General features: G+C 57.2%; 17 protein-coding genes and 1 pseudogene. 10 read left to right on the top strand and 8 right to left on the bottom strand.

Annotated elements, in window-relative coordinates:
• Nucleotides 1-4: 4 nt before the first annotated feature.
• Nucleotides 5-1528, bottom strand: a complete 1524-nt coding sequence (locus tag TU76_RS12295; protein ID WP_019823305.1) for a fumarate hydratase — start codon at nt 1526-1528, stop codon at nt 5-7.
• 333 nt (nt 1529-1861) lie between these two features.
• Here TU76_RS12295 and TU76_RS12290 point away from each other — a divergent pair, with 333 nt between their 5' ends.
• Entirely contained in the window at nt 1862-2800 is a 939-nt protein-coding gene (locus tag TU76_RS12290) for an iron-sulfur-binding ferredoxin reductase (protein ID WP_048351736.1), read from the top strand.
• A 69-nt stretch (nt 2801-2869) separates the two neighbouring features.
• Here the strand turns inward: TU76_RS12290 and pyk are convergent, their stop codons facing one another.
• Nucleotides 2870-4321 carry a pyruvate kinase gene (pyk, locus tag TU76_RS12285; RefSeq protein ID WP_019823302.1) on the bottom strand — a complete coding sequence of 484 codons (1452 nt, stop codon included), beginning with the start codon at nt 4319-4321 and terminating at the stop codon, nt 2870-2872.
• A 161-nt stretch (nt 4322-4482) separates the two neighbouring features.
• Between pyk and TU76_RS12280 the strand changes: the two genes are divergently transcribed.
• The 3 genes from TU76_RS12280 to sbcB all read left to right on the top strand — a co-directional run bounded on the left by TU76_RS12280 (nt 4483) and on the right by sbcB (nt 6975).
• Nucleotides 4483-4863, top strand: a complete 381-nt coding sequence (locus TU76_RS12280) for a tetratricopeptide repeat protein (protein ID WP_019823300.1) — start codon at nt 4483-4485, stop codon at nt 4861-4863.
• Nucleotides 4864-5102: 239 nt separating this feature from the next.
• Nucleotides 5103-5462: a PilZ domain-containing protein gene (locus TU76_RS12275; protein WP_019823297.1), complete on the top strand. Its 360-nt coding sequence runs from the start codon at nt 5103-5105 to the stop codon at nt 5460-5462.
• Between the two features lie 61 nt (nt 5463-5523).
• Entirely contained in the window at nt 5524-6975 is a 1452-nt protein-coding gene (gene sbcB, locus TU76_RS12270) for an exodeoxyribonuclease I (protein ID WP_048351735.1), read from the top strand.
• Nucleotides 6976-7051: 76 nt separating this feature from the next.
• On the opposite strand, the gene mvaT is transcribed toward sbcB, so the two are convergent.
• Nucleotides 7052-7429 carry a histone-like nucleoid-structuring protein MvaT gene (gene mvaT, locus TU76_RS12265; RefSeq protein WP_016782206.1) on the bottom strand — a complete coding sequence of 126 codons (378 nt, stop codon included), beginning with the start codon at nt 7427-7429 and terminating at the stop codon, nt 7052-7054.
• A 350-nt stretch (nt 7430-7779) separates the two neighbouring features.
• Here mvaT and purU point away from each other — a divergent pair, with 350 nt between their 5' ends.
• Nucleotides 7780-8628, top strand: coding sequence for a formyltetrahydrofolate deformylase (gene purU, locus TU76_RS12260; protein WP_019823293.1), 849 nt, complete (start codon nt 7780-7782; stop codon nt 8626-8628).
• 307 nt (nt 8629-8935) lie between these two features.
• On the opposite strand, the gene TU76_RS25860 is transcribed toward purU, so the two are convergent.
• Both TU76_RS25860 and TU76_RS25855 read right to left on the bottom strand, forming a co-directional pair.
• Nucleotides 8936-9700, bottom strand: coding sequence for a methyl-accepting chemotaxis protein (locus TU76_RS25860; protein ID WP_401014841.1), 765 nt, complete (start codon nt 9698-9700; stop codon nt 8936-8938).
• Between the two features lie 93 nt (nt 9701-9793).
• Nucleotides 9794-10825, bottom strand: a pseudogene (locus TU76_RS25855) (HAMP domain-containing protein); the annotation flags it as partial.
• A 195-nt stretch (nt 10826-11020) separates the two neighbouring features.
• Between TU76_RS25855 and TU76_RS12250 the strand changes: the two are divergent.
• Nucleotides 11021-12511 carry a helicase HerA-like domain-containing protein gene (locus TU76_RS12250; protein ID WP_048351734.1) on the top strand — a complete coding sequence of 497 codons (1491 nt, stop codon included), beginning with the start codon at nt 11021-11023 and terminating at the stop codon, nt 12509-12511.
• Between the two features lie 20 nt (nt 12512-12531).
• On the opposite strand, the gene TU76_RS12245 is transcribed toward TU76_RS12250, so the two are convergent.
• Complete coding sequence (locus TU76_RS12245; RefSeq protein WP_019823287.1) at nt 12532-12987, bottom strand: DUF721 domain-containing protein; 456 nt, start codon at nt 12985-12987, stop codon at nt 12532-12534.
• Between the two features lie 308 nt (nt 12988-13295).
• On the opposite strand from TU76_RS12245, the gene secA reads away from it, so the two are divergent.
• The 4 genes from secA to TU76_RS12225 all read left to right on the top strand — a co-directional run bounded on the left by secA (nt 13296) and on the right by TU76_RS12225 (nt 19047).
• The gene (gene secA, locus TU76_RS12240; RefSeq protein ID WP_019823286.1) at nt 13296-16043 is read left to right on the top strand and encodes a preprotein translocase subunit SecA; all 2748 of its coding nucleotides are present in this window, start codon (nt 13296-13298) and stop codon (nt 16041-16043) included.
• 116 nt (nt 16044-16159) lie between these two features.
• Nucleotides 16160-17377 (top strand): bifunctional glutamate N-acetyltransferase/amino-acid acetyltransferase ArgJ, encoded by a 1218-nt coding sequence (gene argJ, locus TU76_RS12235; RefSeq protein WP_019823285.1) that lies wholly within the window; start codon nt 16160-16162, stop codon nt 17375-17377.
• A 96-nt stretch (nt 17378-17473) separates the two neighbouring features.
• Nucleotides 17474-18106 carry a glutathione S-transferase gene (locus tag TU76_RS12230; protein ID WP_046809004.1) on the top strand — a complete coding sequence of 211 codons (633 nt, stop codon included), beginning with the start codon at nt 17474-17476 and terminating at the stop codon, nt 18104-18106.
• Nucleotides 18103-19047, top strand: coding sequence for a Nudix family hydrolase (locus tag TU76_RS12225; RefSeq protein ID WP_048351733.1), 945 nt, complete (start codon nt 18103-18105; stop codon nt 19045-19047). Before TU76_RS12230 ends, TU76_RS12225 begins: the two co-directional genes overlap by 4 nt.
• Before the next feature lie 54 nt (nt 19048-19101).
• On the opposite strand, the gene TU76_RS12220 is transcribed toward TU76_RS12225, so the two are convergent.
• Both TU76_RS12220 and TU76_RS12215 read right to left on the bottom strand, forming a co-directional pair.
• The gene (locus TU76_RS12220) at nt 19102-19683 is read right to left on the bottom strand and encodes a cob(I)yrinic acid a,c-diamide adenosyltransferase (protein ID WP_019823282.1); all 582 of its coding nucleotides are present in this window, start codon (nt 19681-19683) and stop codon (nt 19102-19104) included.
• Between the two features lie 2 nt (nt 19684-19685).
• A complete protein-coding gene (locus tag TU76_RS12215) occupies nt 19686-21722 on the bottom strand; it encodes a sensor histidine kinase (RefSeq protein WP_019823281.1) in 2037 nt (678 codons plus the stop codon).
• Nucleotides 21723-21742: the final 20 nt, after the last annotated feature.

Here is a 21742-nt window from a genome sequence, read left to right as displayed (position 1 = left end):
GCGCTTATTGCACTTCAACGGCCAGGCTGTCGCTGATTTTTTTCTGCCAGATCGCCGGGCCGGTGATGTGGACCGACTCGCCGTTGCTGTCGACTGCCACGGTGACGGGCATGTCTTTGACGTCGAACTCGTAGATCGCTTCCATACCCAGTTCGGCAAATGCCACCACGCGCGATTTCTTGATCGCCTGGGCTACCAGGTACGCAGCACCGCCGACGGCCATCAGGTACACGGCTTTGTGTTCCTTGATGGCTTCGATGGCGGTCGGGCCGCGCTCGGATTTACCGATCATGCCCAGCAGGCCGGTTTGATCGAGGATCTGACGTGTGAACTTGTCCATCCGCGTGGCGGTGGTCGGGCCGGCAGGGCCAACCACTTCGTCGCGCACCGGATCAACCGGGCCCACGTAGTAGATGAAGCGACCCTTGAGGTCTACCGGCAAGGTTTCACCCTTGTTCAGCATTTCGACCATGCGCTTGTGCGCCGCGTCACGACCGGTCAGCATTTTGCCGTTCAGCAGGACGGTTTCACCCGGCTTCCAGCTCTGCACATCTTCCGGGGTCAGGGTGTCGAGGTTGACACGGCGAGCCGACGGGCCTGCTTCCCAAACGATTTCCGGGTAGGCGTCCAGCGGTGGCGCTTCGAGAGATGCAGGGCCTGAGCCGTCCAGTACGAAGTGGGCGTGACGGGTGGCAGCGCAGTTCGGGATCATGCACACCGGCAGGGACGCTGCGTGGGTCGGGTAGTCCATGATTTTAACGTCAAGAACGGTGGTCAGGCCGCCCAGGCCCTGGGCGCCGATGCCCAGTTGGTTGACCTTCTCGAACAGCTCGATGCGCATCTCTTCGATACGGTTGGACGGGCCGCGCTTGATCAGGTCGTGAATGTCGATGGACTCCATCAACACTTCCTTGGCCATCACTGCCGCTTTTTCAGCAGTGCCGCCAATGCCGATGCCGAGCATGCCCGGAGGGCACCAGCCCGCACCCATGGTTGGAACCGTCTTGAGCACCCAGTCAACGATCGAGTCGGACGGGTTGAGCATGGCCATTTTCGACTTGTTCTCGGAACCGCCGCCCTTGGCCGCTACATCCACTTCCACGGTGTTACCCGGAACGATGGAGTAGTGAATGACCGCAGGGGTGTTGTCCTTGGTGTTGCGACGAGCGCCTGCCGGGTCGGCCAGGATCGAAGCGCGCAGGACGTTTTCCGGCAGGTTGTAAGCGCGACGCACGCCTTCGTTGATCATGTCGTCCAGGCCCATGGTGGCGCCGGTCCAGCGCACATCCATGCCCACGCGCACGAAAACGGTGACGATGCCGGTGTCCTGGCAAATCGGGCGGTGGCCAGTGGCACACATGCGCGAGTTGATCAGGATTTGCGCCATCGAGTCACGGGCCGCTGGCGATTCTTCGCGCAGGTAGGCCTCGTGCATCGCCTGGATGAAGTCCACGGGGTGGTAGTAGGAAATGAATTGCAGGGCGTCAGCAACGCTCTGAATCAGGTCGTCTTGCTTGATCACGGTCATGGGTCGCGCTCCTCTATAAGACGGGAACATTCAATTAAGGTGTTTGCGACCTTGGTGTATCGGTCTGTCGAAAACATCTTTACTAGGCATACCGGGCACGCATGACCGGTACAAAAACGGCGCGGCAGTATAACCCGGTACACTCCTTGATACACCCGCACGGGCAAAACTTGTAGCCGCTGGCGAAGGCTGCGATAAAGATCTATCAATCAACCCATACCCCATGTGGGAGCGGGCTTGCTCGCGATGCAGGCTGCACGGTGAACCTGGTACACCGCGGTGATGCAATCGCGAGCAAGCCCGCTCCCACAGAATTACCCTGCGGAGGCCTGAGTGCCCGAATTACACGTTGCCGACCGGCATTGGTCGGTTGCCGATGGCACCAACCTGCTCGACGCCTTGAATCAGGCCGGTGTGGCTGTGCCCTACAGCTGCCGGGCGGGCAGTTGCCATGCGTGTCTGGTGCGCTGCGTGAGGGGTGAACCCGTGGATCTCAAGCCCGACGCGTTGGTCCGGGGGCAACTTGAGCAGGGCTGGCGCCTGGCGTGTCAGTGCCAGGTAGTCGAAGATCTGGAGGTTGAAGCGTTTGATCCCGTGCGCGACGGCTTGCCTGCCGAGGTGGCGGCGCTCGACTGGCTAAGCCCGACGGTATTGCGTCTGCGTCTTTTGCCGCAGCGCCCTTTGCGTTATCGCGCAGGCCAGCATGTGGTGCTGTGGACCGCCAGTGGTATCGCTCGTCCTTACTCGCTGGCCAGTCTGCCCGAAGAAGACCGCTTTCTGGAGTTTCACCTCGATTGCGCTCACCCCGGTGAGTTCGCCAGTGCTGCCCGCCTACTCAATATCGGCGATTGTGTACGACTGGGAGAGTTGCGCGGTGGCGCCCTGCGTTACGACCCGGACTGGCAGGAGCAGCCGCTCTGGCTGCTGGCCTCGGGCACGGGTTTGGGGCCGCTGTATGGCGTGTTGCGCGAGGCGTTGCGCCAGGACCATCAAGGGCCGATTTTGCTGGTGCATGTGGCGCGCGATGAAAGCGAGTATTACCTCAAGGACACATTGTCCGCCTTGACCGGTACTTGCCCCAACCTTGTGGTTGAACACCTTGAGCGCCATCTGTTGCCCGAGTATCTGCAGCAGATGCGCGTTGTTTCGCGTCAGACCCACGCCTTGGTCTGCGGGCATCCCGACAGTGTTGACGCGTTTGCCAAGCGTCTGTTTCTGGCCGGATTACCGCGCAATCAACTGCTGGCGGATGCCTTTTTGACTCGCAGTTAGGTGTTTGCGGTCATAAAAAAGCCCCGCCTGATCACTCAGGCGGGGCTTTGGGCTAGAGCCTTGTAGGGCTTAAACCATTTTGTCGCCGACATGCAGAATCTTCATGCCGTTGGTGCCACCGATAGTGTGGTAGCTGTCGCCCTTGGTCAGGATGACCCAATCGCCATTTTGAACCGCGCCCAGCTTGAGCAGTTCGTCGATGGCAGCCTGGCTGACCTGTTCTGGCGGCAGCGAAGCCGGGTCGAACGGTACGGTGTACACGCCACGGAACATCGCGGCGCGGGCCTGGGTTTCACGGTGCGGGGAGAACGCGTAAATCGGCACCGAAGAACGGATGCGCGACATGATCAACGGCGTATACCCGCTCTCGGTCAGGGCGATGATCGCTTTGACACCCGGGAAGTGGTTGGCGGTGTACATGGCCGCCAGCGCGATGCTCTGATCGCAGCTTTCGAAGGTTTTACCGATGCGGTGGCTGGAGGTTTTGCTGGTCGGGTGCTTTTCAGCGCCGACGCAAATACGCGCCATGGCTTGCACGGCTTCCAGTGGGTAGGCGCCAGCAGCACTTTCAGCCGAGAGCATCACGGCATCGGTGTAGTCGAGAACGGCGTTGGCAACGTCGGACACTTCGGCACGAGTTGGCATCGGGTTCTGGATCATCGACTCCATCATCTGGGTCGCTACGATCACCGCTTTGTTGTGGCGACGTGCGTGCAGAATGATTTTCTTCTGAATGCCCACCAGCTCGGCATCGCCGATTTCAACGCCCAGGTCGCCACGGGCAACCATTACCGCGTCGCTGGCCTTGATCAGGCCGTCGAGGGTTTCGTCGTCAGCCACGGCTTCAGCGCGTTCAATCTTGGCCACCAGCCAGGCAGTACCGCCGGCTTCGTCACGCAGTTGACGGGCGTACTCCATGTCCGCAGCGTCGCGCGGGAACGAAACGGCTAGGTAGTCGACTTCCATTTCGGCAGCCAGCTTGATGTCGGCCTTGTCTTTTTCAGTCAGGGCCGGAGCGGTCAGACCGCCGCCGCGACGGTTGATGCCTTTATGGTCGGACAGCGGGCCGCCGATCAGCACGGTGCAGTGCAGAGCGTCGTCGGTGGCGGTGTCTACACGCATGACGACACGGCCGTCGTCGAGCAGCAGCTCATCGCCAACGCCGCAGTCTTTGACCAGGTCCGGGTAGTCGATGCCGACCACTTGCTGGTTGCCTTCGGTCAACGGATGGCTGGTGGAGAAGGTGAATTGATCACCGATCTTCAGCTCGATCTTTTTGTTGGCGAATTTGGCGATACGGATTTTCGGGCCTTGCAGGTCACCCAGCAGGGCTACGAAGCGACCATGCTTGGCAGCGATCTCACGGACCAGCTTGGCGCGAGCCTTGTGCTCGTCGGGAGTGCCGTGGGAGAAGTTCAGACGGGCAACGTCCAGGCCCGCGAGGATCAGCTGCTCCAGCATTTCTGGTGAATTGCTGGCAGGGCCAAGTGTGGCAACAATTTTGGTTCGACGAACAGACATGCAAAGACTCCTGAGTTCAAGCGCTGCCAAAGGCTACTATGGTCTTTAGCTGTAGTCATTGTTCCTCTGCACTACTTTCTGCTTAAGTTGTGGTGCATCGGGTCTGTTGTCTGAAGAATTTGGCTGTGGGGTCGATACACTGTTGTGAACAGGAGATCCCCATGCGAATTGTGCTCGTTTTACTGTTGGTCGCCAGTGTGGCCGGCTGTACCCGTTGGTCGATGAATCACCATTTGAACAATGCCTACCGGGCTTATGACCGTGGCAACTGCGAAGCGGTGATGCTCGAGTTGTCCGAGGTTGACCGCGACAGTCGCAGTCGGCCCTACATCTGGCCACAAACAGCTATGCTTCGTGGGCTGTGCCTCGAACGTACGAAGTTTTACCTGGATGCAGCCCAGACCTATCAGTACATCATCAATGAGTTTCCCAAGAGCGAATATGCCTATCGGGCCAAGGCGCGGATTGAGACCCTGCGCATACTCAAGTTCATCCCCGGCCCCGGGGCAACAGGCCAGGCGCTGCCAGCGGTCATTCCATGATGGTCGGAATTTAAATTGGTCATTTGTAGTCGCTTGACTACTATTTAATTCGTTTGAGTTTGTTCTGTTTGTTGGCACATCCAAAAAGGTGTGGTGCTTGGAGGTGCGTTTTTGTGCCATGCCTCAGGTGGAACGCAGGGGGGCAGCTGTTGGCGGGGCTTTAAGATCAAGTGTGCAAGCAGAGTAATTCGAAGCGCTAGCGCGGCCATGCTGAATGGCCTTTTACAGTGATATTGATCATGGTTATCGAACGGCTTATCCAGCGGCATCAACTGACGTTTTACTTGAACGTGTTCAATCGGTTCACCGACAAGCCCATTGGTTATTTGGGCAATGTATCCGATGGCGGCCTGATGTTGATCAGTCAGCTGCCGATGCTGGTGGACGCCAACTTCGAGTTTCGGCTCAAGCTGCCTGATACCGATGGATGCCCGCAATTTATTGACCTGACGGCGCGTTGCATGTGGTGTCATGAGGATGTAACCCCTCATTATTATGACTCCGGCTTTATCCTGTACCAGCCGCCCGCCGAATACGCAGCATTGATCACCGCCTTGCAGCGTTACTTCAGTTTTCAACCCTTGCAGGCTTCTGCCTAGGGCTGGTCTTGCCCGGGCTTGAGCGCCTAGACTGTTGAGGTCTACTGCTCAGGAACACCCCGTGACCTCTATTTTTTGGTACGACTACGAAACGACCGGCATCAACCCGCGCTGCGATCGAGCCGTGCAAGTGGCCGGTATCCGCACCGACCTGGAGCTCAACGAGATTGATCAGCCGATCAATCTCTACTGCCAGCCCAGCGACGATATCCTTCCTCATCCGATGGCCTGTCTGATCACGGGTATTACCCCCAGTCGCCTTGAAGATAAAGGCTTGGGCGAAGCCGAGTTCATCACCCGTACTCATGCCCAGCTGGCGTTACCCGGCACATGTGGCGCGGGGTACAACTCGTTGCGTTTTGATGACGAGGTCACGCGCTACAGCCTGTATAGAAACTTCTTCGATCCTTATGCCCGTGAATGGCAGGGCGGCAACAGCCGCTGGGACTTGATTGATGTTGTGCGAACAGCCTATGCCCTTCGCCCGGAAGGGATCGTCTGGCCGCAAGAAGATGGGCGGGTGACGCTCAAGCTGGAGCGTTTGACGGCAGCCAACGGGATTGATCATGGTCAGGCCCATGATGCGTTGTCCGATGTGCGGGCAACCATCGCACTGGCCCGGCTGATCCGTGACAAACAACCCAAGTTATATGACTGGTTATTCCAGTTGCGCAGTAAGCAGCGCGTGCTTGATCAAGTTCGTCTGTTGCAACCGATGGTGCATATTTCGGGGCGCTTTTCTGCGGCCAGACATTATGTGGGCGTGGTATTGCCGCTGGCCTGGCATCCAAAGAATCGTAATGCGCTGATTGTGTGCGATCTGCACTTCGATCCTCAGCCATTATTGGACATGGATGCAGAAACTTTGCGCACACTGCTGTACACCCGTCGCGAAGATTTGCCCGAAGGACAATTGCCGGTTCCGCTAAAGCTGATTCAAATTAATCGTTGTCCGGTGGTCGCGCCCTTGAATGTAGTGCGTGCACAGGATCAAGAACGCTTGCAATTGGATATGCCACTCTATCAAGCGCGAGCCCACCGCCTTACCGAGGCGCAGGAAGTTTGGAAGGATAAGTTGTCGATCCTTTATGCGCGCGAAGACTTTACGCCCAGCGAAGATCCGGAGCAGCAACTGTATGACGGTTTTCTCGGTGATCGAGACCGTCGGTTGTGTGAGCAAGTCAGACTCAGTGATCCGGAGCAGTTGGCCAACGATACATGGGCTTTTGATGATGAGCGTTTACCGGAATTATTATTTCGCTACCGCGCCCGAAACTTTCCTCATACCTTGAGTGCGCATGAACTTGAACGTTGGCAAGCGTTCTGCCAACAGCGTTTGTCCGATCCGGCCATGGGAGCCCCCATGACCCTGGATAACTTCATGCGGGCAGCGGACGAAGTGTCCCGTAGCGCCACGACGGCCCAGCTAAAGCTGCTGGGGGAGTGGCAGCGTTATGCGCGGGAGTTGAGTCGTCGTATGGGGTTGAACAACCACGGCGACAGTGTGGATTAAAAAACAGACAATAAAAAACGCCAGCAAGCTGGCGTTTTTTATGAGCGGCGCAAAACGTGCGCGCGCCGGGTGTCACTTAGTCGAGCAAAGTAGCCCAGCCTTCAACCACGTCGCTGCCCCACTTGGCTTTCCACTCTTTCAGAGTTTTGTGGTTGCCACCTTTGGTTTCAATCACTTCGCCGTTGTGCGGGTTTTTGTATTGTTTAACCTTGCGGGCACGTTTGGTGCCGGTAGTTTTAACAACACCGCGTGGTGCTTTGCTAACTTTGGATTCTGGGTCCAGAAGCGCGATGATATCGCGTAGCGATTTCTGGTATTCGCCCATCAGCGTGCGCAGTTTGCCTTCAAATTCCAGCTCGGTTTGAAGTTTGTCGTCTTCGGACAGGTTCTTCAGGCGGGCTTGCAGTTCTTTGATGGCTTCTTCTGTTGCACGGTATTCGTTGATCAAGGACATGAGGATAACCTTATGTTGAAAAGGGGTAACAGGGAGACAGTGGCGCAATAGTAGTCAGACAGTTACTGCAAGTAAACCTGTAACAGGCGATTAATTTAAATTTTTATTCATTAACTTCGCGGTTGCCTATATGCGCACTATTAAATAATGACTGGTGCAATAGGCTTAACAACGGTGATTAATAAGGCCTGTCAGTTACGGGTCAATTGCAGTGCAGGCCACGGCAGTGCTGGCGTGTGGAACAGGCGGCGCGACCCCATGGCGCAGGCGGCAGGACGTAACGAATACTGTAGTTTTGCCGCGCACTCGCTAGAATGGCGGCCTTAGTAAAGTTTTGGAGTTTTTTCCTCATGCGCACTTTTCGGTTGGTGATTGCGTGCCCCGACGGCGTCGGCATTGTCGCCAAGGTCAGCAATTTCCTTGCCTCCCACAATGGCTGGATCACTGAAGCGAGCCATCACTCGGATGACCAGAGTGGTTGGTTCTTTATGCGTCACGAGATTCGTGCCGATTCTCTGCCCTTCGGACTTGAGGCATTTCGCGAGGCATTTGCCCCTATTGCCGAAGAGTTTTCGATGGAGTGGCGCATTACCGATACAGCGCAGAAAAAACGCGTGGTGTTGATGGCGAGTCGCGAATCTCACTGCCTGGCAGATTTGCTGCACCGCTGGCACAGCGATGAGTTGGACTGCGAGATCTCTTGCGTGATTTCCAACCACGATGACTTGCGCAGCATGGTCGAGTGGCATGGCATCCCGTTCTATCACGTACCCGTTGACCCGAAGAACAAAGAGCCGGCATTTGCCGAGGTCTCGCGTCTGGTCAAGCATCATGATGCTGAAGTGGTGGTGCTGGCGCGTTACATGCAAATCCTGCCACCAGATCTGTGCCGTGAATATGCGGGCCAGGTCATCAACATTCACCACAGTTTCCTGCCGTCGTTTGTGGGGGCCAAGCCTTATCACCAGGCATCCATGCGTGGGGTGAAACTGATCGGCGCAACGTGCCATTACGTGACTGAAGAGCTGGACGCAGGTCCTATCATCGAGCAGGACGTAGTACGTGTCAGCCACAGTGACAGCATCGAAGACATGGTTCGTTTCGGTCGTGATGTCGAGAAGATGGTGTTGGCCCGTGGCTTGCGCTATCACCTTGAAGACCGCGTGCTGGTCCATGGCAACAAAACGGTCGTGTTCTAAGCTGGTCGTGATAAACGCTGCAGGAGCGGGCTTGCTCGCGATGGTATCAACTTGGTTTGCCTGACTGACCACCGCGTCTGTACTGCAGGCAAGCCTGCTCCCACAGCATTTCGAGGGTGATGTCATGAGCGATCCACTCGACAAAGCCACATCTCGTGCGCCGGCAACCTTGGGCGAAGGCTGTTTGAGTCGTTATGACCCAGAGGCGCTGAGCGTCGAGGACGGTACGGACTTTCCTGACGCCGCCAGGCTTTGGGAGCAGTTGCAGCAAGCTTCAAGCAACAGGCTTGAAGCTGCTGACGGCCAATCAGATACGGAAGCTGCCCACCAGTTGCTTCAGGCGCGCAGCCTGCTGTTCCAGGTCGGAACAGGCGCGAAGCGTTGACTGAAGGTTTTCGACGCCTTCCTGGTTGAGCGTATTGATTTCGGTAATGTCCATATTGATCGATTCGACCACCGACGTTTGCTCTTCGGTTGCGGTGGCGACGGATTGGTTCATCCCGTCGATCTCACCAATGCGCTCGGTCACGCTGATCAGGCGCTCACCTGCGCGATTGGCAATTTCTACGCTGTCCTGGCTGTGACGCTGGCTTTCTTCCATGGTGCTCACTGATCCGCGGGCACTGACCTGCAACTCCTCGATCATTTTTTGTACTTGCTGCGCCGATTCCTGGGTGCGGTGCGCCAGGTTGCGAACTTCATCGGCCACCACGGCAAAGCCTCGCCCGGCCTCACCAGCACGGGCCGCTTCAATGGCTGCGTTCAGTGCCAGCAAGTTGGTTTGCTGAGAAATGCTGGTGATCACTTCCAGAATTTGACCGATGTTCACGGTCTTGTCGTTCAGCGACTCGATATGACCGCTGGATGTGCCGAGCATTTTCGACAGCTGCTGCATCGAGCTGATACTGCGCTCGACCACTTGCTGGCCTTCTTCGGCCAGGCCGCGTGCATCGCTGGCTTGGTGTGAGGCCTGGGCAGCATTGCGGGCGATCTCTTGCGCAGCAGCGCCCAGCTCGTTGATTGCAGCCGCGACGCTGTTGGTGCGACTCGCTTGCTCGTCAGAGTTGAGCATCGATGAGTTGGAGGCGCTGACCACACGCAGGGCCACTTCGTTGACCTGTTCGGTGGCCGAGGCCACTTCGCTGATCGAAGAGTGAATGCGCTCCACAAAGCGGTTGAACGCACTGCCCAGCATGCCGAACTCATCCTGGGATTCAACCACCAGACGGCGCGTCAGATCTCCTTCACCTTCAGCAATGTTCTGCATGGCGCGAGTCATCACGTGCAGTGGCTGCATCAGCAGGCGAATCAGCAAGCCGAGGAGGGCGATGATCGAAACCACCGCTATCACTGTGGCAATGATGGCTGAGGTGCGAAATTCGCTGAGTGCAGCGAAAGCCTGTTCTTTATCAACGGACAGGCCGATGTACCAGTTGACTGAACCCAGCCCTTTGACCGGGGCAAACGTCACAATGCGGGTTTTACCGTCGACCTGAATCTCGCTGAACCCGGCGTTGATCGAAGGCGTGTCCTGGGGATAAATATCCTTCAGGTTTTTGGTCACCAGCGTTTTGTCCGGATGGACCAGGATCTTGCCGTCGGCGCTGATCAGAAAGGCGTAGCCCATGCCATTGAAGTTCAGGGCATTGATACTGTCGGTAATGGTTTGCAGTGTCAGGTCGGCGCCGACCACGCCGAGGGTTTGCCCGGCTATTCTGACCGGGGCGCCGATAGAAATGACCATCTGACCGGTGGCTGCATCTATATAGGGTTCGGTCAGGCTTGAGGCTGCACTGTTCAGCGCATCGTTGTACCAGGGGCGGGTACGTGGGTCGTAACCGTCAGGCATTTTGCTGTTCGGGCGAATGGTGAAGCCACCTTGGCTATCACCAAAATAAACGGCCATAAATGTACTGCTGAGGGTTTTTTGCTCCAGCAGATTTGCCACCTGTGCGGGCTCTGGAGTCAGTGCGATGGATTCGGCGAGATTTTGCGCCAGTAGAATCCGGCCCCCCAGCCAAGTGTGTATGTTATTGGCTGTGACACTGCCCATTTCGTGAAGGTAGTTGTCCAGGTTGTGACGGATGGCGTTGCGTTGCAAGTAGTCGTTGTACAGCGTAAATAGCGAGAAGGCGGCTATTACGATCAGGGACGCGGCAAGCAAGATTTTATGGCTGAAACGCAGGTTTTTATTCATGACTTGAAGGGTCCGCTAAGGTCTAAAAGTGTGAGGCATACACTCTGGTAAAACGCGCGCTCTACACATCACTGCCATTAACGGGCAAGTTGAGTGTTCATCAAGGCGCTTTACGACGCTAAATCCGGTTTTTTCTGGTCTAGCATTCAGGGTGTATCGACCCGCGATCGCGAAAGATTAATCAAAGGTGGCAAAATGCCTGACTCTTCAGCTCTAGTACTCGGTGCCGACCTATCGGGTCAGCCTATCGCTCAGTCCTTGCGCCTTGCCAATCGGCACGGGCTGGTGGCGGGGGCCACGGGGACGGGTAAAACCGTCACGCTTCAGCGCCTGGCTGAACAGTTCAGCGATGCCGGGGTTGCAGTCTTTGCCGCAGACATAAAGGGCGATTTGTGCGGCTTGGGCGCGGCCGGCAATCCCAAGGGGAAAATCGCGGAACGGATTGCGGGGATGCCGTGGCTCAATTACGAGCCCAAGGCGTATCCGGTGACCTTATGGGATATCCAGGGCAAGACCGGTCATCCGCTGCGTACGACCTTGAGTGAAATGGGGCCGTTGCTGTTAGGCAGCTTGCTGGAACTGACCGACAGTCAGCAGTCGGCGCTCTATGCAGCTTTTAAGGTGGCAGATCGTGAAGGGCTGTTACTGCTCGATCTAAAGGACCTGAAAGCGCTGCTCAACCACTTGCGCGATAACCCCCAAGTGCTGGGTGATGACGCGGCCCTGATGACCACGGGATCCAGTCAGGCATTGTTGCGTCGCCTGGCAACCCTTGAGCAGCAGGGTGCCGAGGCCCTGTTCGGCGAGCCGGCACTGCAACTCGAAGATATTTTGCAGCCGGCCAGCGATGGTCGCGGGCAAATTCATCTGCTTGATGCCAGTCGTTTGGTGCATGAAGCGCCGAAGGTGTACGCAACTTTCCTGCTGTGGTTGTTGGCGGAGCTGTTCGAGCAGTTGCCCGAGCGCGGTGACGCGGACAAACCTCTGCTGGCGCTGTTTTTTGACGAAGCACATTTGCTGTTTGCCGACACGCCAAAAGCGTTGCAGGACCGCCTTGAGCAAGTCGTACGTCTGATCCGTTCCAAGGGCGTGGGGGTGTATTTCGTCACTCAATCGCCTGCGGACTTGCCGGATACGGTGCTCGCACAGCTGGGGTTACGTGTCCAGCACGGTTTGCGGGCCTTTACGGCCAAAGAGCAGAAGTCCTTGAAGGCCGTGGCTGACGGGTTTCGTCCGAACCCGGCGTTCAATGCGCTGGCGGTACTGACCGAGTTGGGTACGGGCGAAGCTCTGGTGGGCATGCTGGAGGAGAAAGGCACACCAGCCATGGTCCAGCGTGTACTGATTGCGCCACCACAATCGCGCATTGGCCCGCTGACTGAAGCCGAGCGGGCGGCGTTGATTCGCGGTTCTGCGTTGCAGGGGCGTTACGACAAGCCTGTCGATAGGGAGTCGGCTTACGAGATTCTGATGGCCCGTAAAGGGGGAGTGCCCCAAGAGCAGGGGCAGGCACAGCAAGAGGCGGCGCCCCATGAGCCTGGTTTTCTGGATCAGGCGGGTGATTTTCTGGGCTCGACTGCAGGCAAGGCGTTGCAGTCAATGGCGCGCCAGGCCGCAGGCCAGATGGGTCGTCAGTTGGTTCGGGGGTTATTGGGGTCGCTGTTGGGGGGCAGCAAGCGCAAGTAAAGCCCGCCCACAGTTTCAGGTCAGGGCTTTGGTCGTGCGTGGCTCGCCAGGCGCTCAAGGGCAGCGCGCAAGGCCGGGTCGGTAATGCCGTCGGCCGTTGCCTGAATGGTCTGGGCGGCATCCTCGGACAAATCCAGCGTGTGCCCCACAACTTTAGCCTGCACGGTGGGTGGTTGTACCTTGAAGAGAATTCGGGTCAGGCTGGCGAACTCGTCAAACGCCTGCAATTGGCGCAGCAGGCGTTTTTGCTGATAGCGCAGGCGAGTGGCCCAGTGGCCATCAGTCACGATGAGCAACAGGCTGCCTTCTCGCCATGACGCGACGTGGCAATGCTCGCGTGCGGCTGGCTGGAGCTGGCTTTCAAGCAAACGTTGCAGGTGCCCAAGGCGCTTTGCATGACCAAAAATGGCTTTTAGGGGCTTGGCCTCGCGGAGCAGAACGGAGGGTGCCCGTGCTGGGTGTGGGCGAAATGCCATGTTCAAACACCTGAGAAAACAGAGCCGCAATCTTAGCAGAAACCTCCGGTTTCACTCGTCCAGATCAAGTTTCATCAACATTTATTTATGAAATCAATGATTAACTTCTTATGCTTATGGCTTGAAGTTCAGCAAAAAGCCCTTATTTTAGGGAGGCCCCGTCACAACGCTGCACCAGTATCGTGGAATAACGCCACTTTCCTCACCGACGTTTCCGGGTAGAATGCTCGTTCGCATGCGGCCATCAGGGCTGCTCGGGCGACTCACGGGGCCGCCCTCCATCCCTATGTGTGGAAGATCCTGCCGATATGTTTGCGCCTTTGTTAAAGAAACTTTTTGGAAGCAAGAACGAGCGCGAAGTTAAACGCATGCTCAAGACGGTACAGGTGGTCAATTCCTTCGAAGAGCAAATGGTTGCTCTTACCGATGAGCAATTGCGCGCCAAGACCCAAGAGTTCAAGGCCCGCATAGCCAAAGGTGAGACCCTCGACCAACTGTTGCCAGAAGCTTTCGCGGTCTGCCGTGAGGCAGGCAAGCGTGTCATGGGCATGCGCCACTTCGACGTTCAGTTGATTGGCGGCATGACCTTGCATGAAGGCAAGATCGCTGAAATGCGTACTGGTGAAGGCAAGACCTTGGTAGCGACCCTTGGGGTTTACCTCAACGCGCTGTCGGGTAAAGGCGTTCACGTGATTACCGTGAACGACTATCTGGCTCGCCGTGATGCCAACTGGATGCGTCCGCTCTACGAATTCCTGGGCCTGACGGTCGGTGTTGTAACGCCGTTCCAGCCGCCTCAAGAAAAGCGTGAAGCCTACGCCGCCGACATCACTTACGGTACCAACAACGAGTTTGGCTTCGATTACCTGCGCGACAACATGGCTTTCAGCATGGAAGAAAAATTCCAGCGCGAGCTTAATTTCGCAGTGATCGACGAAGTCGACTCCATCCTGATCGATGAAGCCCGTACTCCGCTGATCATCTCCGGCCAGGCCGAAGACAGTTCCAAGCTGTACACCGAAATCAACAAACTGATCCCGCGCCTTGAGATGCACGTCGAGGAAGTCGAAGGTGAAGTTACCAAGGCCGGTCATTTCACCATTGATGAAAAGACTCGCCAGGTAGAACTGAACGAAGCCGGTCACCAGTTTGTTGAAGACATGCTGACCCAGATCGGTTTGCTCGCTGAAGGCGAGAGCCTGTACTCGGCACACAACCTGGGCCTGTTGACCCATGTGTACGCTGCACTACGCGCTCACAAGCTGTTCAACCGCAACATTGAATACATCGTTGAAGACGGTCAGGTATTGCTGGTCGACGAACACACTGGCCGTACCATGCCGGGTCGTCGTTTGTCCGAAGGCCTGCACCAGGCTATCGAAGCGAAGGAAGGCCTGAATATTCAGGCAGAGAGCCAGACCCTGGCCACGACCACCTTCCAGAACTACTTCCGTCTGTACAACAAGCTCTCGGGCATGACCGGTACTGCGGACACCGAAGCGTTTGAATTCCACCAGATCTATGGTCTGTCGGTGATGGTTATCCCGCCGAACAAGCCTCTGGCGCGTAAAGACTTCAACGACCTGGTGTTCCTCACCGCCGATGAGAAGTACGCGGCGATTGTGGCTGACATCAAGGACTGCATGGCCAAAGGCCGTCCAGTGCTGGTGGGTACTGCGACCATCGAAACCTCCGAGCACATGTCTAACCTGTTGAACAAGGAAGGCATTGAGCACAAGGTTCTGAACGCCAAGTTCCACGAAAAAGAAGCCGAAATTATTGCCCAGGCCGGTCGTCCGGGTGCGCTGACCATCGCTACCAACATGGCGGGTCGTGGTACTGACATCCTGTTGGGCGGCAACTGGGAAGTGGAAGTCGCTTCTCTTGAAGATCCGACGCCTGAGCAGATCGCACAGATCAAGGCCGATTGGCAAAAACGCCACCAGCAAGTGCTGGAGTCGGGCGGCCTGCATGTGATCGCTTCCGAGCGTCACGAGTCGCGCCGTATCGACAACCAGTTGCGTGGTCGTGCCGGTCGTCAGGGTGACGCGGGTTCCAGCCGTTTCTATCTGTCGCTTGAAGACAGCCTGATGCGCATCTTTGCCTCTGATCGGGTGAAGAACTTCATGAAAGCCCTGGGCATGCAATCTGGCGAAGCGATTGAGCACCGCATGGTGACCAACGCAATCGAAAAGGCTCAGCGCAAGGTTGAAGGCCGCAACTTCGACATTCGTAAGCAATTGCTGGAGTTCGATGACGTCAACAACGAACAGCGTAAAGTGATTTATCACATGCGTAACACGTTGCTGGCCGCCGACAACATCGGTGAAACCATTGCAGACTTCCGCAAGGACGTTCTGGACAGCACCATCAACGCTCACATTCCGCCACAATCGTTGCCGGAGCAGTGGGACGTCAAAGGGCTGGAAGCGGCCATCGAAAGCGGCTTTGGTGTGAAGTTGCCGATCCAGCAATGGCTTGACGAAGACGATCACCTGTACGAAGAAACCCTGCGCGACAAACTGCTGAGCGAGCTGATTGCGGCCTACAGCGAGAAAGAAGATCAGGCCGGCGCTGATGCGCTGCGCACCTTCGAGAAGCAGATTGTCCTGCGTGTACTGGATGACTTGTGGAAAGACCACCTGTCGACCATGGACCACCTGCGCCACGGTATCCACTTGCGCGGCTATGCGCAGAAGAACCCGAAGCAAGAGTACAAGCGCGAGTCGTTCAACCTGTTCTCCGAGCTGCTTGATTCGATCAAGCGCGATTCGATCCGTGTGTTGTCGCATGTACAGGTTCGTCGCGAAGACCCGGAAGCTGAAGAAGCACGTCTGCGTCAGGAAGCTGAAGATCTGGCCTCCCGCCTGCAATTCCAGCATGCCGAAGCGCCGGGCCTTGATCAGCCAGACGCATTGGCCAAGGTGCTGGAAGGTGCCGATGTGGCTGACGTGGTCGCCGAGCCTGCTCGTAACGAGCCAAAGCTGGGTCGCAACGAACTCTGCTACTGCGGCTCGGGTAAGAAATATAAGCACTGCCACGGGCAAATCAACTAAAGCCCGCTTCAACTGCTGAAACACCTGCGCCGCGACCGGCATTAGCCGTCGCGGCGTTTTACCATTGAATTCCCGTCCCTTTGCGGCGGTGCACATCACTTATTTAGGAGCGCGTCATGGCTGTTGGTCTTGGTCCTTTGCCTACTTTGCACCCGGTGGCCGGTTTTGAACTGGGTATAGCTTGCGCCGGTATCAAGCGTCCTGGACGCAAGGATGTGGTGGTTATGCGCTGCGCCGAAGGTTCCAGCGTGGCGGGTGTCTTCACCCTTAATGCGTTTTGCGCAGCCCCTGTGATCCTGGCCAAGCAGCGTGTGCAAGGTCCGGTTCGTTACTTGTTGACCAACACCGGCAATGCCAATGCGGGTACCGGTGAGCTGGGTCTGATTGCTGCAACCCGTACCTGCGCCAAGCTGGCGGAGCTGGCAGGCGTGCAAGCCAGTGCCGTGCTGCCGTACTCCACCGGTGTCATCGGTGAGCCACTACCGGTTGAGAAAATCGAAGGTGCATTGCAAGCCGCTCTGGACGATCTGTCCGAGAATAATTGGGCAGAGGCTGCCACCGGTATCATGACCACTGACACCCTGCCCAAAGGTGCCAGCCGTCAGTTTGAACACGAAGGTGTAACCATCACTGTAACGGGTATCAGCAAAGGCGCAGGGATGATTCGTCCCAACATGGCCACCATGCTGGGCTACATCGCGACCGACGCCAAAGTAGCCCGCGATGTGCTGCAAAACCTGCTGCTCGATGGCGCGAACAAGTCGTTCAACCGCATTACCATCGATGGTGATACCTCGACCAACGATTGCTGCATGTTGATTGCTACCGGTAAAGCGGCCTTGCCTGAAATTACCGAAGCCAGCGGTCCGCTGTTTGCTGCGTTGAAACAGGCCGTGCTGGAAGTCTGCATGGAAGTGGCGCAGGCCATCGTGCGTGACGGCGAAGGCGCAACCAAGTTCGTCACTGTCGAAGTAAACGGCGGTGGCAATCATCAAGAATGCCTGGACGTGGGTTACACCGTCGCCCACTCGCCGTTGATCAAGACCGCGCTGTTTGCCTCTGACCCGAACTGGGGTCGCATCCTGGCTGCTGTGGGCCGTGCTGGCGTGCCGGATCTGGACGTAAGCAAGATTGATGTGTTCTTGGGTGAGGTGTGTATTGCCAGCGGTGGCGCACGCTCGGCCACTTACACCGAAGAGCAGGGTTCGGCCGTGATGGCTCGTGAAGAAATCACCATTCGTATCGAGTTGGGTCGTGGTGCTTGCAGCGAGACTATCTGGACGACGGACTTGTCCCACGAGTACGTGAAAATCAACGCCGAATACCGCACCTGATTCGTTTCGACATCATGGGCCTGTCAGTCGACTCTGCACGGATGGGCCCCTGATACCCCCCGTTTCATCAGCGCTCCCTTCCCAAGGTGCCTATGTATGAACTTTCACCTGATCATTGGCGACAAGTTGCACTCATCGTGGTCCCTGCGCGCCGCGCTGGCGCTGGATCTGGCGAGTGCCCCGTATACCGAGACGCTGATCAAGCTGGGTCAGCCTGATACCCGGGCACTTATTCTCCAACATTCGGCAACAGGCAAAGTGCCGTTGCTGAAGACTGTACACGGCACCATCGCTGATTCGTTGGCTATCGCGGAATACCTGAATGAGTGTTTTCCGGCCGCTCAACTGTGGCCTGCCGATATTGCTGCGCGAGCTCAGGCTCGCTCGGCGTGCGCGCAAATGCACAGCGGCTTTTTTGGGTTGCGGGGCAATCTGCCTTTTGACTTGAGTCGTGATCAGGCGCTGATACCCATGCCGGCGGAGGCCCAGGCCGATATCGACAGGATAAGTGCGCTGTGGGCAGAGTGCCGGGCAGTGGCGACCGAAAACGGGCCCTATCTGTTTGGACGACTTAGTGTGGCTGATGCTTTTTTTGCACCGGTGGCTGTTCGTTTGCGTACGTACCGCGTTGCGCTGTCAGCCGAAGATGAAGCTTATATCGATGCCATTTACCAATGGCCTGCGTTCAAAGCCTGGCAACAGGCCGGATTAGAGGAAGTACAAGGGTGAAACGAGTTCATGTGGCTGCGGCCGTTATCCGAGGCACAGACGGCAAGATTCTGATCGCTCGTCGCGCTGATTCTCAGCATCAAGGCGGCCTGTGGGAGTTTCCCGGCGGCAAGGTTGAGGCAGGGGAGTCGGTCGAGGCTGCGCTGGGTCGCGAGTTGAAGGAGGAGTTGGGCATTTTGGTTCAGGCCGCTCGACCTTTGATCAAGGTTCAACATGACTACCCGGATAAGCATGTTCTGCTGGATGTGTGGGAGGTTTCGGCTTTCACCGGAGAGCCTCACGGTGCAGAAGGTCAGCCATTGGCGTGGGTAAGCCCCCGCGAATTGGCGGACTATGCATTTCCAGAGGCTAACCAGCCGATCGTGACGGCAGCCCGTTTGCCCGATCAATACCTGATTACTCCGGATGGCCTGGAGACCCCTGAATTGTTGCGTGGCATCCAGAAGGCAATCGCCGGTGGTATCAAGCTGGTTTCGCTGCGGGCGCCCAATGGCTATGACCCCAAGTACCGCGATTTGGCGGTAGATGCGACCGGTTTGTGTGCAGGCAAGGCACAACTGATGCTCAAGGGGCCGCTGGAATGGCTGGGTGACTTCCCTTCGGCTGGCTGGCACCTGACCGCTGCGCAATTGCGCAAGTACGCTGCCAAGGGCAGGCCGCTGCCGAAAGACCGCTGGTTGGCGGCGTCATGCCATAACGCCGAAGAGTTGGCATTGGCCGAACAGATGGATGTGGACTTCGTGACCCTGTCGCCGGTTCTGCCGACACAGACTCATCCTGATACGCAGCCTTTGGGTTGGGATCAGGCACAACGATTGATCGCCAACTTCAGTAAACCGGTGTTTTTACTGGGAGGCTTGGGCCCTGACGATCGTCAGCAGGTGTGGAGCATTGGTGGGCAGGGCGTTGCCGGAATCAGGGCGTTTTGGCCGCAGGCTTAAAAAATACGCACGACCCTGTGGGAGCGCCGCTCCCACAAGTGCTGTGCATGATGGTTATACCTCAGGCTTTGCTGCCGCCTGCCACAGAATTTCTGCTATGCCCTGGCGCTTGGCAATCAAGCGTGCCGCTACAAACAGCAAGTCAGACAAACGATTGATGTAAGCCAGCCCAACGCCAGCCAGGGGTTCCAGTGCATTGAGCTGTTGGCAGCGGCGTTCGGCGCTGCGCGCCAGGCTGCGGCAAACATGGGCTTGGGCGATCAGGCTCGAACCCCCGGGCAAGATGAAGTTCTCAAGCGGGCCCAGCTCTTCATTCCAGCGATCAATCGCGGCTTCAAGCCGCTCTATTTCGGCCGTGTTCAGGGCCTGATACTCCGGCATCGCCAATTCCCCTCCCAGGTCAAACAATCGATGCTGGCAGGGTTCAAGTACTTCAATCAACTCGTTGAGCCCCGGGGTCTGTTCGCTGTGCTCCATGAGCCCGGCCAGGAGCAGGCCGACCTGGCTGTTTAAGGTGTCGACCTCGCCAATGGCTTCGATGCGGGGGTGATCCTTGGGTACCCGGCGACCATCCCCGAGCCCGGTTTCGCCCTTGTCGCCAGTGCGAGTGTAAATTTTCGATAAGCGAAAGCCCATGTTTACAGTTCCACCTTGGTTGATTCGGGGGAGGTCATCGGGTTGCCGGCCAAAGGCAGGCGCAGGGTAAAGCAGGTACCTTGACCCTGGGTTGAATGCACTTCCATTTGACCCTTGTGGTTGTTGGTAATGATGAAATACGACACGGAAAGACCCAGCCCCGTGCCCTGGCCAACTTCCTTGGTAGTGAAAAACGGTTCGAAAATACGTTTGCGCACAGGCTCCGGCATGCCGATGCCATTGTCTTCAATCTGTATTTCGGCCCACGGCGGGTTCAGCCTGGTGCGCAGGATGATGCGTCCGGGCTCGCTCTTGTCGGTGCGTTGATGAATGGCCTGGGCGGCGTTTTTCAGCAAGTTGAGCAGCACCTGCTCCAGTTCGTTGGGGATGCCGGGCACCGGGCCCAGTTGCGGGTCGAACTGGCGGATGATGGCCTGGCCCTTGAAGTCAAAGCCAATGGCCAGATCAAAATCATTGCTGGCAATGTCCAGAGCCTGATCAATCAATGCCGATAAATCGCAGGGGCTCATTTGTCGATTGCTGCGTCGGCTGAAACTGAGCATGTGGGTGACGATTTTTGCTGCGCGCGCCCCGGCCTGCTGGATGCCGTCAAGCAACTGCGGGATCTCGCGTGCTTGCAGGTAGTGATTGACCACATCCAGGTCGATGCCGGTTTGTTCGGCTTGCTCGATATTCTTTGGCAGGTCGCTCGACAGGCGTCTGCGAATGTTCTGCACGTTATGCAGGATGGCGCCCAGGGGATTGTTGATCTCGTGGGCCATGCCGGCGGCCAGCCCGCCTACGGAGAGCATCTTCTCCGACTGCACCATCATGTCTTCCAGTGACAGTCGCTGCGTAATGTCATCAATGCGGATCACGACGCCACGACCGGCGCCGCCCATCAGCGGATAAAAGGTCAGGGCGTAGTGGCGGGCGTCCTCGCCCTGGCCCCAGGTAACGCGCTCAATTTTTGCCACCCTGTGATGCTCAATAGTGTCTTTGAGCTGAGGCAGGAAGGGCTTCAAAGGTTCGAAGGCCAGGTAGATGGGCTTGCTCATGGCATCGTCCAAGGGTGTGCCCGACAGGGCACTAGCCTCCTGGTTCCATTGGGTGACATACAGCTCTTCGTCCAGCGCGATCAGGGCCGAAGGCATGGAGTCGATGATGCAATTGAGGTAATTCTGAAAGCCGGTGAGTTTTTTTTCTATCTTGCTTCGAACTTGGACTTCGAGCTCCAACTTGCGATTGGCGTGACGGGTTTCTTCGGCCAGTGCCTGGGCCTGGTCGTAAGCTTCCCGGGCTTCGTCCCGGGCGCGCTTGAGTTCCTGGTCACGCACTTCAATGCGCGACAGCATGGTGTTGAAGGCTTTGGCCAAGCTGCCGATCTCGTCGTTGTTGCCGGGTGCTGCGCGTAATGCGTAATTTTCTTCGCGGCTGACCTGGCGAGACAGCTCTTCAAGGCGGTGAATGGGTTGGGTGATCAGGCGCTTGATCTGCCGTGCCACCACGAACCAGAGTAAAACGCTAAACACCAGAATACCCAGGCTGGCCGTCAGCGTGCCGGTGTAAAAGGCCATGGGCAGCTCGCTGCTGGCGATCAGCAGCAGGTGCCCGGGCGGCTGGTCGCCGTGGTGCAGGCGTGTGACTTGATGGCTGCGCAGTTCGGTCAGGCTCCAGGCTTCTATGTGGCGATAGTGCTCAGGGAGCGGAAGAGGTTCACCGTGTTGCAACTGCACCAGCAGATTGCCCGCGCTGTCATAGATCGCGGCGGCGCGAAGGGGTGCGTAGCTGCCGATTTCATTGAGTAGAGATTTCGCGTTCTCAGGCGAATCCAGCGCATGAGCGATCAGGTCAGGATTTGAGGTCAGCTGTCCTAGAGTCTGCAAGGCTTGTGGCGCCGTACTCTCGTGGGAAATCCAGTACGCCACACTGATAAACGTCAAATTGGCTACCAGCATTACGGTCGCCAGTAAGACGAGCAGGGCGGCTAATAACTTCTGGCCTACCGGGAGGTTTTCAAGGCGCTGGCGCAAGGGCATGGGGGGGCCGCATAGAGAGG

It is taken from the genome of Pseudomonas psychrophila, from assembly GCF_001043005.1.
Classification (GTDB): Bacteria; Pseudomonadota; Gammaproteobacteria; order Pseudomonadales; family Pseudomonadaceae; genus Aquipseudomonas; species Aquipseudomonas psychrophila.
Note: the sequence above shows the minus strand (reverse complement) of the source record. Positions and strands in the feature narration are given on the sequence as shown.

Excerpts from the sequence above, each read along its gene's own strand:
- TU76_RS12250 (WP_048351734.1), top strand. The coding sequence starts at position 11,021 with ATGCCTGACTCTTCAGCTCTAGTACTCGGTGCCGACCTATCGGGTCAG.
- mvaT (WP_016782206.1), bottom strand. The coding sequence starts at position 7,429 with ATGTCCTTGATCAACGAATACCGTGCAACAGAAGAAGCCATCAAAGAA.
- secA (WP_019823286.1), top strand. The coding sequence starts at position 13,296 with ATGTTTGCGCCTTTGTTAAAGAAACTTTTTGGAAGCAAGAACGAGCGC.
- pyk (WP_019823302.1), bottom strand. The coding sequence starts at position 4,321 with ATGTCTGTTCGTCGAACCAAAATTGTTGCCACACTTGGCCCTGCCAGC.
- argJ (WP_019823285.1), top strand. The coding sequence starts at position 16,160 with ATGGCTGTTGGTCTTGGTCCTTTGCCTACTTTGCACCCGGTGGCCGGT.
- TU76_RS12295 (WP_019823305.1), bottom strand. The coding sequence starts at position 1,528 with ATGACCGTGATCAAGCAAGACGACCTGATTCAGAGCGTTGCTGACGCC.
- TU76_RS12280 (WP_019823300.1), top strand. The coding sequence starts at position 4,483 with ATGCGAATTGTGCTCGTTTTACTGTTGGTCGCCAGTGTGGCCGGCTGT.
- TU76_RS12230 (WP_046809004.1), top strand. The coding sequence starts at position 17,474 with ATGAACTTTCACCTGATCATTGGCGACAAGTTGCACTCATCGTGGTCC.
- TU76_RS12220 (WP_019823282.1), bottom strand. The coding sequence starts at position 19,683 with ATGGGCTTTCGCTTATCGAAAATTTACACTCGCACTGGCGACAAGGGC.
- TU76_RS25860 (WP_401014841.1), bottom strand. The coding sequence starts at position 9,700 with ATGCTCAACTCTGACGAGCAAGCGAGTCGCACCAACAGCGTCGCGGCT.
- TU76_RS12275 (WP_019823297.1), top strand. The coding sequence starts at position 5,103 with ATGGTTATCGAACGGCTTATCCAGCGGCATCAACTGACGTTTTACTTG.
- TU76_RS12215 (WP_019823281.1), bottom strand. The coding sequence starts at position 21,722 with ATGCCCTTGCGCCAGCGCCTTGAAAACCTCCCGGTAGGCCAGAAGTTA.
- TU76_RS12245 (WP_019823287.1), bottom strand. The coding sequence starts at position 12,987 with ATGGCATTTCGCCCACACCCAGCACGGGCACCCTCCGTTCTGCTCCGC.
- purU (WP_019823293.1), top strand. The coding sequence starts at position 7,780 with ATGCGCACTTTTCGGTTGGTGATTGCGTGCCCCGACGGCGTCGGCATT.